The sequence below is a fragment of the Corallococcus sp. RDP092CA genome, from assembly GCF_041903675.1.
Taxonomy (GTDB): Bacteria; Myxococcota; Myxococcia; order Myxococcales; family Myxococcaceae; genus Corallococcus.
On record NZ_JAYESI010000063.1, the window covers coordinates 1 to 12,853 of the forward strand.

General features: G+C 65.4%; 5 protein-coding genes and 2 pseudogenes. 2 read left to right on the top strand and 5 right to left on the bottom strand.

Annotated features, from left to right (window positions below):
• Positions 1-505, top strand: a pseudogene (locus U8525_RS33855) (hypothetical protein); the annotation flags it as partial.
• A 21-nt stretch (positions 506-526) separates the two neighbouring features.
• Here U8525_RS33855 and U8525_RS33860 read toward each other — a convergent pair.
• The 4 genes from U8525_RS33860 to U8525_RS33875 form a co-directional block, all read right to left on the bottom strand.
• Positions 527-1,012: an SRPBCC domain-containing protein gene (locus tag U8525_RS33860; protein WP_374270874.1), complete on the bottom strand. Its 486-nt coding sequence runs from the start codon at positions 1,010-1,012 to the stop codon at positions 527-529.
• Positions 1,009-1,371 carry an ArsR/SmtB family transcription factor gene (locus tag U8525_RS33865; protein ID WP_374270875.1) on the bottom strand — a complete coding sequence of 121 codons (363 nt, stop codon included), beginning with the start codon at positions 1,369-1,371 and terminating at the stop codon, positions 1,009-1,011. Before U8525_RS33865 ends, U8525_RS33860 begins: the two co-directional genes overlap by 4 nt.
• Before the next feature lie 12 nt (positions 1,372-1,383).
• On the bottom strand, positions 1,384-1,815 hold the full coding sequence (locus tag U8525_RS33870; RefSeq protein ID WP_374270876.1) for a VOC family protein: 432 nt from the start codon (positions 1,813-1,815) through the stop codon (positions 1,384-1,386).
• 69 nt (positions 1,816-1,884) lie between these two features.
• Entirely contained in the window at positions 1,885-2,328 is a 444-nt protein-coding gene (locus U8525_RS33875; protein ID WP_374270877.1) for a hypothetical protein, read from the bottom strand.
• A gap of 392 nt (positions 2,329-2,720) precedes the next feature.
• Here U8525_RS33875 and U8525_RS33880 point away from each other — a divergent pair, with 392 nt between their 5' ends.
• Positions 2,721-12,161: an RHS repeat-associated core domain-containing protein gene (locus tag U8525_RS33880; RefSeq protein WP_374270878.1), complete on the top strand. Its 9,441-nt coding sequence runs from the start codon at positions 2,721-2,723 to the stop codon at positions 12,159-12,161.
• 422 nt (positions 12,162-12,583) lie between these two features.
• On the opposite strand, the pseudogene U8525_RS33885 reads toward U8525_RS33880, so the two are convergent.
• Positions 12,584-12,853, bottom strand: a pseudogene (locus tag U8525_RS33885) (hypothetical protein); the annotation flags it as partial.

Consider the following 12,853-nt stretch of genomic DNA (forward strand, 5'->3'; position numbering starts at 1 on the left):
GGCGGAGCAGCAGGTGGTGAGCGCGTGCCTGGCGGCGCACGCGAACAAGTATGGCGTGCACGTGAACATCTCCCTGCTGGGGCGCGACGCGGCGGGCGGGGCGGTGCCGTACACCCCGGACGAGCTGAATACATACAGCGAGAAGGAGGCGTGCTTCTTCGGCAACCTCTTCACGGGCGAGGGCGTGTTCGCGGCGAACGACGGCGCGTACCTGGACTACGACGAGAGCACGGTGCGCACCTGCGGCCTGTCGTCCTGGAGCGACACCGGGTCGTGCGAGCCCATGAAGCACGTGGGCGCGTGCCGGTACTACTGCACGCTGGACGCCACGCGGACGTACTACACGCGCTGCACGTACAACGGCGTGAACTACCGGCCCGTCACCACGCGCATGCTGCCCCAGGACATCTACCGCTGCGGCGACGGCGTGTGCCAGCTGACGGAGAAGTGCGGCGGCGGGAACACGGCCGACAGCTGCGCGGCGGACTGCGGCCCCTGCCCGTAGGCGCGGGCGGAGCGGGGTGTCTCACGTGGGGCGGGGCCGCGCGACGTGGAGGCGGTAGCGCGTGACGAGTTCCCCCCACCAGCGGCCCATCGTCGCGAGGGTGGCCGCGCCATCCTGGCCGTGGCGCACGGGGTGGTCCATGCGGATGGCGTCCCAGCCCCGGTGCTCCAGCACGACGCGGGTGCCGCCGAAGGTGGGCTCGAAGCGGACGTCGACCTCGGTGGTCTCCCCGGGGGCGAAGTGGGTCGCGCGCCACTGGAAGACGAGCCGCGCGCCGGGCTCCCAGACGAGCACGCGGCCAATCTCGAAGACCTCCTCCTCGAAGGACTCCAGCAGGCGCCCGCCGGGGCCGGGCGGGTCGAAGCGCAGGACGCCGCGGGGGTTCCGGACGGCGCGGTAGCGCGGGCCCTTCTTCCACCAGAGGTCGGTCTCCTGGGTGAAGACCTCGAAGGCGTCCAGCGGGGACACGGCGACGAAGGTGGTGACGCGGGCGCGGTCCGCGGTCATGACTTGCGGCCTCCGGGGGGCTTCGTGGCGCGGGTGCGTTCGGCGTGGGCCTTGAAGGCGCCCAGCTGGTCCTCCCAGAAGGACTCCACCTCGTCGAGCCAGCCGCGCAGGGCGGCGAAGGGCTCCGGGCGCAGCGAGTAGACGCGCACGCGGGCGTCGTCCGCGTCGATGCGCTCCTCCACGAGCCCCGTCTGGCGCAGCACGCGCAGGTGGCGGGACATGGCCGGAGGGCTCATGTCGAACGCGGCGGCCAGCTCGCCTGCGGGCTGGGGCCGGCGGCGCAGCCGGTCCACGACGCCCCGGCGCGTGGGGTCGGCGAGGGCGGCCAGGGTGCGGTCGAGCGCGGACGGGGGAGCCATGGGCGCGGGATGCTACCTGGGCCCGGAGACGCGCTGGGTGAACCACCAGCGGTGGCCCTCCAGGTCCTGGGCGCCGTAGGTGCGGTTGGTGCCCCAGTCGTCGCCGTAGTTCTTGGTCTCGGGCTCCGAGAGGATGACGGCGCCGGCGGCGCGCGCCTGGGCGCAGTGGGCGTCCACGTCGTCCACGTAGACCATGAGGGTCTGGGTGTTGACGCCGTCGTGCAGCCGGGGGCTCTGGTGGAGGCCGTGGCGCCCGGAGGAGCCCACCATGATGACGCCGTCGCCGTAGACCAGCTCCGAGTGCACGATGGTGTTGTCCGCGCCCTCCACCTTGAGGCGCGTCTGGAAGCCGAAGGCGCGCTCCAGCCAGTCGATGGCGGCGGCGGCGTCCACGTAGAAGAGGCTGGAAGAGATGCGCGGCCAGTCCTCGGGAATGGGCTTCATGGCGGGGACCCCTGGGGGACGGAATTCGTTAACTTCAGGGTGAATGGTTAGCCCTGAAGTTAAGTGTCGTCAATCCTCCAGGAGCGCTAGAAGACGCCCGGGAGCGGCTGGCGGCGGCCGGGCATCCCGGGGGGCCTGGCTGGGGTCGGAGGGTGGCGCCGCTCGCGGTCCGAGGACGGCGGGCAGGGAGGGGGTGAGCTTCCCCACGTACAGCAGGCCCTGGAGGCCCTCGGTGGCGGAGGGGTCGCGGAGCTGGAGGTACGGGCTCAGGCCGGGGCGGGCGGCCACTGTGGGGCGGGCGCTGCGCGAGCCGGCCCGGTCCGGCTCGGACCAGGTGGTGACGAGCTGGTGGGGGTCCTCCGTTTCCTCGAACGCGTAGCCCTGTGCTTCCAGGAGCTGGTGCGTGGCGGCGAGCGCCTCCGCCAGGGGCTTCCGGAGGACGTGCGCGTACCTGGGCGGCTCCGACGCGGGGGCCCGCTTCGAGTGGGCGCAGCCCGCCGATATCCAGAGCAACGCGACGACGAGTCAACGGTGACGCATCCAGCCTCCAGGTGCGAGGAATGTGAGCTCTTCGTAGGCGAGCCCAACTGGCGCTGGAAAGACCAGAGGGGGCGCTGTGGAGCTGAGGGAGCGTTGCGATGAGCGGCTGCAATGGACTCTTGGGGGAGTATAGTGCCGGCGATTGCCAGGGGAATCCGGGCGCATCCTGATTGGTGGACAGGGGGTCCGGATCTTCGGACTCTTCGAAGACGAAGCCCGCCTCATCCAGCAACTGCGGGTCTCCGCCCATCACCGCAGGCAGCGTTTTCTGGAGTGTGGGCGAGGGCGCCATTCAATGCAGGCAGGGAGCTTGCAGTAGTGGACGACTCGCGGAAAGTCTATACAGGTGCCTTGAGTCAAGGCGCATGCAGGAGCGTTTGATGCAAGCGGGCCGATGGGTGGTCGTTGTTCTGGTATTGCTTGGGGCATGGGTATCCAAGGCGGAAGACGATGCCTCCGGGGGGCGGAGCCGGGCGTCCTCCTGGGAGACGACACCGCTGCATGAGCGCTTCAGTCCGTCGCAGCGCTCCTGTGCGGTCATCCCCACCGATCAGACGCAAGCCTTCGAGGCTGCCCGCCTCGCATGGGAAGCGAAGCGGGATGCTCCCCAGGAACAGTTAGCGCAATCGCTGGCGAAGGCTCGCGCCGAACTCGGACCTGGCTCCGCTTGGTGGGAGCGGTTCTGGCACTCCCCGGTCGTGGGTGAAGCAGAGAAGGCCGCCCTCGAACGCTCCAGGGAAGAATTGCTGAGAGCCAAGACGCTGATCAAGAAGGTCAAGCTCGTAGATGAAGAGGCCCGAACTCGCGGGCAGCGGCTATTGCTGGCGTTTGAGCGGCAGGAGGAACTGCTCGAAACTTTGAGGGATGGCGTCTTCTCACGGGCCTGGGAACTGGCCCTGGGGCGGTTCCCTCAAGAGGGGATGGTGCATCTGCAAGAGAGTTTGTCTCACCTGGAGACGGACCTCGTCGTGGAGGACGTGACACAGGTCGCCAATATCGAGAAGGTGGTGATGACTGACCTGCAGGAGGGTGTGGTTGGACAGCCCCTTCCCCAACCCGTGGCGGTGCGCGTGACGACCGCCAACGGAGACCCGGTGCTCGGCGCGGTCGTGACTTTCAAGCGTGCGCTCGGCTCTCAACCGGGCTTCCTGCCTGTCGGAGACACGGGGCAGTCCCAGGCCCAGTTGCAGGCGGCGACGGATGAGAACGGCATTGCCGCGGTCCAGGTGGTGCCTGACACAAACATCCCACGCTTGTCGTTCTTGCGGCAGGGAACGCACTACCCTGAACGGCTGGGCTACAACGCCGTGACGGCAGAAACCTCCAACGGGACCCAGACCCTTGTGCTGGATGCGCCCTTTGTCGAGGTGGGGTTGCCAGATGTGCCCTTTCAGATTCAGCCCCAAGGCAGTGTTCCCGCTGAGACCGAAGCGGGACTGCAGATGATTGCCCCCTTCGCGGCGAAGGTACTGGATCAATACGGAAATGCCTTGGCCAATCAGCAGGTGACATGGACTCAGTCCCCGGCGACCGGGCGGTTCTACCGCTATGCTGACATCACCGCCCCTCAGGTGTTGGATCCCAACAGTCCCATGCAGCTGCATACGCTTCAGCAATGGTCTGACCTGGATGGATGGCTGGATGCTGGGTACATCCCAGGAACAACAGTCGGTTACTACCTCGTGACTGCCACGGTCGGCGCCTTGTCGCACCAGTTCAGTGTGTGGGCCTCCGTCCCCAGCGCGCGCTACACGTTCCGGATGACACACAATAGCGATTTCAACGGTGTCTACCAGACGTCGGGTCCGGAAGTGACGGTCGCACAGGTTCTGCGGTGGCCTGTGGGAGAGACGGGCTGGGTGCCCGTGCGGGGTGACGAGGAGGGATTGGAGGATGTGGCGGTGGGCATCTGGACGGAGGCGGAGGATGGAACCGAACTCGCTTTCACCATGGCGACCCCGGTTTCGGTGGGACCGGAGCCCCTGGATGATCAGGCGTCGGTGGCATTCCGCCCCAGATATCTGGTGGCTGAGGGATGGCAGAGGCTGTGGTTCGCGGGTCGGGCCTTTGAGCGTCGTGCGAACGGACAACTCGTGCAGGTGTGTTGCAATCGAGACCTCTTCGGCTGGCAGTACTCAACCATCCCCACCCTGGAGCCCCTCCGGCAGGTGCAGGGGGGGGCGGTGGTCCAGGCTGGCGGACAAGCGTCGACGTCGGATTCGGGGCTGGGGTCGCTGGTGGTGAATAGCAGTTCGGACAGTTTGTATGTCCGGCTGACGATTCAGCCCCATGTGCCAGGAGACAGCATCCTAGTCCTGCCCTCCAATGTGTCCCGGGATGCTGATGGGGACATCGTGCTTCCCAAGTCCTCCAACACGCGACAGATATTTCCGCTGGCGGCTGGAACGCAAGGCGGACGAGTCCGCTTCGAGCTGTATGCGAAGGATTATTCCGCGACGTCTTCTGTGAAGGTGCTGCAGACCACGGAGGACGTGGATGTGCGACCGCCGGATCCCGACCTCTTCGTGGCGGGGCTTCCACTGCGGGCGCGTTGGGTGCTGCCGGTGTGGGACTTCGTGTCCGCGCGGAAGCTGGCGCCCGGTGAGCCGCCGCCAGACGACGCACAGTTGCCCATTGCCTACGGCGCGCCGCTGGGCATGAAGGTCTTCGCGAACGGACGGCTGGAGGTTCGCCGAGGAGAGACGGAGATCGCGAGCGCGCAGGTGCTGGCGAATGCCACAGGCATCACGCAGGTCTCCTGGCTCGGAGGTGCTGCTATCGCGCTGGGACAGGAAGGCTTCGCGGTGATGGAGGTCCCACCTGGAGCGGTGGGGCAGGAGGCGATTCGGGTTACGTTTATCTCGGACAATCCCAATCAGGCTGCCCTGAACCGGGAGGCCGTGCTCACGACGACCGTGGGAACGGTGGGCAGGTTGCCTGTGGCCCATACCTTCGTGAAGGGCGTCAGCGTGGTGGACGGCCACCTGGTGAAACAGGCTGTGGACGTGGAGACTCCCAGCCGGGGTCTGGGACTCTCGTGGCAGCGTGCATATGCCAGCGGTTATTCCGACGAGGGCGTGTTGGGGTTGGGCTGGACGCACGCGTACGAAGGCGCTGTGCAGCCGTTGCTCGGAGGCGGGTTCCGTTACGCGGTCACCAGCGGTGAGGGGGGTGGGCAGGTCTTCACCTGCACGGGGGATGGCACGGACTGCGTGGCCCAGCGCGGATACCACGGCACGCTGCGTGTGGAGGGCGTGGGGGCCGCGCGGGAGTACATCTTCCGCGCGAAGGATGGGACGGAGTACCGCCACGGCCGGCTCGACAGCGCGAGCTTCCCCGTGAAGTACCGCCTCACCTCCATTGTTGCGCCCACGGGGCACCGGGCGTTGATGCGATATGGGGATGCCTCCGTCGACGGTGCGCTGACCCGGGTGTTCGATGAGGCGAGTGGGCGACTGCTGAAGTTGGACCACGTCCGCGAGGGAGGCCATCTGCGGCTCCACACGGTGGAACTGCACCACGCCACTGAGGTGGATGCGACGTCCATGACCTTCCTCAACGTTTGCATCCAGTACGCCTACGACAGCCAGCAACGCCTGGCCTCCGTGTCGCGCTACGACGGCGCCTGCGGCAGTGGAAGCCCATTGAGGACCGAGTCGTACGCCTATGAGGACGGCGCGTCGGAAGCGGGGCGGACGCGACTGGCCCGATACACGGGACCTGATGGTGAGGTGACTCGCTACATCTACTATGGCCGCGCGGAGTCGATGCCAGGCGAGGACGACTTCCTGCTGCTGATGGGCAAGGACGAACGGGTGAAGCAGGTGGTGGAGGTCTTGGAGACCGCCCCGCTGCGGGAGGCCATCACCTCGTTCACCTACAGCATCGCCCCTGAACCGCGAACGGTGCTGGGGCAGTCACTCACCACGTACCGCACGTCGGTGAAGGGCCCTCGGACCGAGGTTCCCGCAACCCACTATTGGATGATGACAACGGGGGCTGTGGTGGAGACGGAAAAGCCCCTGTCTGCTGGCGTGGTGGCGCGGGCAGGAGCGCTCTGGGACTCGGTCCACCGAGTGCGCGAGACAGAGGTGGACGCTCGCGGACGCGTCACGCATCTGGCCTACGACGCGCGTGGCAACCTGGTGGAGCGCCGCATCGAGGGAACGGCGCTACCGTCCATGGAGACCGTGGCGGCCACGTTGCCCGTGCTTGACGCGCAGGGGCAGCCTGTCTCGGAGGTGGTGGAGAAGTGGGGCTACGAGGCGGGCTTCAACGCGCAGGTCTGCCATGTGGACGCGGAAGGGTACGCCACGGTCTCGCGGGTGGACTCCTCCGGAGATGCACCCGAGGACGTGCCCCCGGAGGGGACGGGACGCCTGTTGGAGACACGGCGCTACGTGAACCGGGTGCCGCGCGTCATGCTGACCTCCGCCGCGACCTGTGAGGAGGCCGTGGCTTCGCTGCAGGAGTCCCCTCGGGACGTCGTGCTGAGCTGGCGCTACTGCGGAGTTGAAGGCGCGACCTGCCCGCCATTGGCTGTCACTGGTGACTGGGTAGAGAGCGTAGGGGCGGACGGGCACTGGGAGTGGGCCACCGCGTACGACGTCTACGGGCAGCTGCGGACCAAGACGCTCCAGGTGGGCGGCACATCCACGGTGACGGTGCAGACCCTCTACGACGCCCGCGGGCGCCTGGAGGATGAGCAGGATGGGCTGGGACGCCATCGGAGCCAGCAGTGGGACGGACTGGACCGGGTCAAGCGCGAGGAGTGGGTGAATCCTCACGGTGAAGGACAGGTGCGCACGGCGCTGTACTACCCGGGCGGCCAGCTCCAGTACGAGACCCTGGGCGGGGACTTCACCCGTGAGCATTGGCTGGATGCCGCGGGCCGGCGGGCTGTGACGGTCGAGTCCGGAGGAGGCCTCGTTGCCTCGCTGGAGACCCGCTATGGCTATGACGACGCGGGCAACCGTACGTCTGTCGTGGACCGCCGCGGTGTCCGCACAACCACGATGTATGACTTCGCGGATCGTCCGGTGGAGGTGAAGGTGTCCGTGGCGGATGCGTCACGGTTCATGGCCCAGGGGGGCGACAGCGGCGACGTGAGTCGGATCTACACGCTCTCCCATGTGGCCTACGACGCCGCTGACAATAAGGTGGCGGAAGAGGACCTGTCTGGATTCGACAGGCATTACCGGCTGGACTCGCTCTATCGGGTCGTGGAAGAGCAGAGCCCGAATGTTCGGGGCGCGGACCTTGATGCACCGCTCGTACGCTATACGCAGACATTCGCATATGACCTGACCAGCCATCGGGTACGGCAGGTGGATGGGAACGGCCACGCCCAGACGGTGGAGTACGACCTGTTGGGACGTGCCATCGTCCAGACGGACGCCGCCGGCCGGGTCGAGCGGCGCGAATACGATGGGCGCGGCAATGTGACAGAGGTTCGCTGGGAAGCGGGAGGCGTCCAGCATCACAAACAGACCACGGCGTATGACGGCTTGAGCCGGGTGCTCTCGGTAACGGAGCGGGTGGCGACGGAGGCCGAGGAGTTAGTCTACACGACGCAGACTGTCCATGACGACGTGGCGCGTGTCGAGTGGACGCGCGATGCACGGGGCTTCGTTCAGGCTCGGCACCTGGATGGGCTGGGACGCGTCTTCAACGTGGTGGAGGACGCCGCGAATGGACCGCTGGCGCGCCAGCCGGACGATTCAAGGGTTGGGCCCGCGCTCAACCTGGTCCACACCGTGGAGTACGACCGGTACGGCCATGAGTCCGCGCGGGTAGATGCTCTGGGCCGGCGGACGGAGACGGTACACGACGCGCTGGGCCGGCTGCTGGAGGTGCACCGCCCCATGGGGGTCTCCGAGAGCCAGGCGCATGACGGGGAAGGTCATGTCATCCGCTCCGTCGACGGGCGCGGCGTGGAACGGCGCTTCACCTACGACGCGTTGGGGCGGCTGCGAAGCGAGGCCCTGATGGAGAGTTTGTCCCAAGGGGGGCAGGCCCTGACGGTGAGCGAGCGGACGTATGTGGATGTCCCGGACACGGAGGCCCTGACGCGCGAGCAGGTATTGGACGCACGAGGGCAACTCACTGTGACGTATCGTGACGGACTCCAGCGTGTCGTCCGCTACACGGATGCTGCGGGATATGCCTCGGACACTTGGTTCGATGCTCTCTACAAGCGCGTGGAGAGGAACGCGAAGGGGCACCTCACTCGCTTCGCCTACGACGCCGTGGGCCGGGTGTTGAGCCAGTCCGAAGCCGCATCGGTGAGCGGCCCGGCGGTCTACGGCCAGAGCTGGCAGTACGGAGATGCGACCCGCGAGCAGACACATTGGGACCGGCGCCAGGTGCCTGAGACACACCGGGAGGATGGCCTGGGGCGCAAGGTGCACTCCTCGCGGGGGCAGGGCCAGGATGTGGCGGAGGAGTCCTGGACCTATAACGCCGCGGGGCAGGTGGTGCGGGCAGTGGACGCGAATGGCTACGCGACCACCCGGCTCTACGATGGAGCGGCGCGTCTGGTGGAGGAGACGCAGGGCTCCGGAACGGCGGAAGCGGCGACGACCGTGTTCCAGTACGACGCCGCCGGCCAGCTGACGCAGAAGAAGGGACCTCGCGCCACGGGTGTTCTCTTCGATGCGCGCTACACCTACGACGACCTGGGGCGGCGCGTGCGCGAGGAGGATGCGCTCGGGCAGGTCACGGCGTGGGCCCATGACGCCGTGGGCAACCGTGTGTGCATGCAGCAACCGCTCGGCGCTCCCGTGCTCTTACATGATGGTGCGGTCGGGCTGACGCTGGAGCAGGTGGAGGAGCAGGTCTGCACGGGTACGTACGTGACGCGGTACGCCTATGACGAGCAGAGCAAGCTGCTGTCCGTCACGGATGCCGCAGGTGGGCTCACGTCCTATGTCTATGACGCGAACCGCAACCTGGTGGCGAAGCAGGACGCGAATGGGAGCCTCACGACCTACGAGTATGATGCGCGCAACCTGCGCACGGCCGAGCATCAGCACCTGGACTCGCATGTGCGGATGACGGCGGATCAGCGGAGTCAGGTGCCGCTGTTCGAAGCCGGCGCGACGCCGTCGGGCAGCGTGGGCACGCTGACGTGGTTCCACACGTATGACGCGAACGGGAACCTGGACTCCATGACCGACCCGAAGGGGCAGGTGACGGTGTCTGGGTATGGGCTCCTCGACCGGCTGGAGTCACGCGTTTACTCGCAGCATGTGCAGCCGCGAGAGCTACCGTCGGTGAACGCGGAGGGTTTCGCGTATGACGGTAACGGGAACCTCCTGCGTGAATCGCTGCTCAAGCAGACGCCGGGTGGCGTGGTAGAGGATGCGACGGCATACACATATGACACGCTCGATCGTGTGAAGACGCGGCTGAGGGAGCAGGACGGAAAGCAACTCTCCTTTGGATACGACGCCATGGGGCACCGTACGAGCGTGACGGACTCGGACGGAGTTGTAACGGGGTATGCGTACGATGCCTTGGGGCGCCTGCGGCAGACGACTCTTCCGGTCGGCGTCGTGGAGTACCGGTCCTGGCCGGACTCCTTGCCCAAGGGGGTGGTGTGGCCCAACGGCTTGTCGGAAGGGCGCTGCTATGACGCGGCCGGGCGGTTGGTTGAGGTTGTCACTGTCCGGGGCGCGGTCAGCGATACGTGTCAAGCGAGTGGACCTGTGGTCAGCCGGTTCGCCTACACCTACGACGCCAACGGGAATCGATCCTCGCAGGTGGAGACGCGCACGTCCCCCTCAACGCAGGTGCTGGGTGCCAGTGTGAGGACCGGGTACGGCTACGACGTCTTGAATCGGCTCACAGGAGTGGGCTCGTCTGACGGACAATGTACGTTGTATCGGCTGGATGCCGTGGGTAACCGCACGGGTGAGCGTCGGATTCCATCTAGATTTGCGGCGGGGCTTGGTCCCGATGCCTACACCACACTGATTCCCCAGTGGCTCACGCGCGATGTCACCGGAACCTTCAACCGGGTGGACTGGCTGAGCGGGTTCGTGGATGCGAAGGATGCCTCGCGGAACACGGTGCTGAACTACGACCTCATGGGCAACCTGGTGGAGAAGGTGACACAAGAGGGGACCCGCACCTTCGCCTGGGACATCCGCAACACCCTCACCGCCGTCTATGACAACGAGCAGGAGGTGGGGCGATACGACTACGATAACAACCTCCAGCGGACGCAAAGGAGCACGGCGTCTGAAGACGTCGCATATGTGCTGGATGATGGCTTCATCCTACAGGAACTGGATGGGGCCCAAGTCACGCATCCGTCGAAGCGGCGCTATCACTATGGCGGGGGGCCGTTGGCCGTCAGCGAAGTGGGCTCCGCAGCGACGAACTTCCTGGGGACGGATGCGCTGGGGAGTGTGACGGACGCACTGTCTACGAGTGGTACCGTCACCGCGGCCCGGCAATACGACGCCTGGGGCAGTTACCGAAGTGGCTCAGCGCCCACGGCCAGTGAGTTCAAGCTCGGTTATACGGGACACCAGTACGATGTGGAGACGGGGCTCACCTATGCACGAGCCCGGTACTATGACAGCGAGCTGGGGCAGTTCATTTCAAGGGATTCGTACGAGGGACAGTTGGACGATGCGCCAAGCCTGCACCGGTATACATACGCGCACGGAAATCCACTCAGCTACCACGATGACGATGGCCACTCTGCTACAGCCGTTGGCACTGCTCTGGGCTTCGCGTGGGGCGTAGGCCAAGCCATTGGAGCGGGGGGCAACGACCTGCTCTGGGGACAGCGCAGGAGTCTTGGCGACTACGCTTCTATCGTGGCGCAGAACACCATCGGTGGAGCCGAACTGGGCCTGAGCATCGACGCCACGGTGCTTTCGGGTGGAACGGGGTACCTTGTTGGCGGCGCGCTCGGGAACGCGGGGTTCGATTCACTGACGTTTGATGGTTCGGCAAAGAGCTGGCAGCAGCACGCCGACGACCAGGTCATCGAAGGAACCAAGGGGGCTGTTCTTGGCTATGGACTCGGAAAGGCGCTGCCAGTGGTCGGTGCTGGGGCAGTATGGGTCACCAGCAAGGTGCCTGGAGGCACGGCAGCGATGGCGCGAGCTGGTGCGCTGGGCGGGCGAGTCCTGAATGCTGTGGCGAGTCGACTGCCGAAGGCAGAGTTGGGCGAGTTGGGAGCCGCCGCCAATCCGTTTGGTCGCACCGCTACTGCTTCAGAGTCAGTGGTCGTCGAGTCCGCAGAAGGCGGAACTGTGGCACTTGTAACTCAGCAGGGTCCATTGCCAAGTGCTGGAAGTTCCAATAGCCCCCTGGCGGTAAGACGAATTGCCTTGAAGGATTCGGCGGAGGAGCTTGATCCAATAATCGCTCGCCAGGTTGGTCTGGGGGTTGCCGAGAATTCAGTTGCAATGAAGTCGTATTCCCAGATGCAGAAGGCGTTTTTCGATGTGGTGCTGGATTATGGTTACGGAAGCGCTCCGAATAAGGGGCTCCTGGGGCTCACGAACCCGTTTACGCAACAGGCGAATGTTTACATGAGGAATATTGGCAGCGTGGACGATGCGGTTGCGACGATCGTTCATGAGTCAAGTCATGTTCGAAGTCTTCAGTTGGGCCGTCCGACGAATACGATTCATGATGAATACATGGCTTTCAGGCGGGAATTCTTGGCCAAGTACCTTCGCCGGCCGAATTTTACTGAGCGGTTGAAGATTTGGCGTGGTGTGATGGAGGACTATGGTCATCTTGAGATGGGGAAGGTTCCTGCGTTGTTTGAGGGGTTGTGAGTATGGATGAGGTTGTGTTTGCCGGGGATGTGCGGGCTGCGATAGAAATCGCTAAGTCTGGAGGTAGGGTGCTTTGCCCGAGATGTTGCTCAGTGTTGAAGATTGCTACCACTTTGGAGGATGCGAGGAGGTTGGGAACTCATCCGGGTATCTTCTGTTCGGTGGATGCCAGGCACTGTGCTGTTCATTTTAATCTGTCCGAGGTGCGTGACAGGGTGATGAAGCAATTTGAGAAGCCCAAGAGTTCGGAATAGCTGGTTGCTCGGACGAGAGGCCTGGGGTGATGCTTCACGAGGCGTACTGGCTCATCAGGCCTGAACCGGCTGTCCTGTCTCATTCACGCCTCGGCTGATTGAGTCGTGCGCGAGGGATGAGCTTGCCCGGGTTTGGTGGCTCTCCCGCAGTTTGTGTGACGCGCAAGCTCAGGAGGCAAGCAGCGCGCGACGGCGCAGCAGGTCGAAGCTGGCTCGCCCATACATCTGCCGCTTCAGGAGTTTGAGTTTCGTGATGTGGCCTTCGGACTGCGCGTTGCTCCAGGGGGTGGTCAGCGCGGCCCGGACGGCATCCTGAAGGGTCCCCTCATTTAGCGAGTTGATCAGCACACGCTTGCTTGGCCGCAGCGTGCGAAGGTGCTGGCACCCGCGCCAAGAGGAGGCCACCATGACGCGCAAGGTGGCCATTGACGAAGAGCA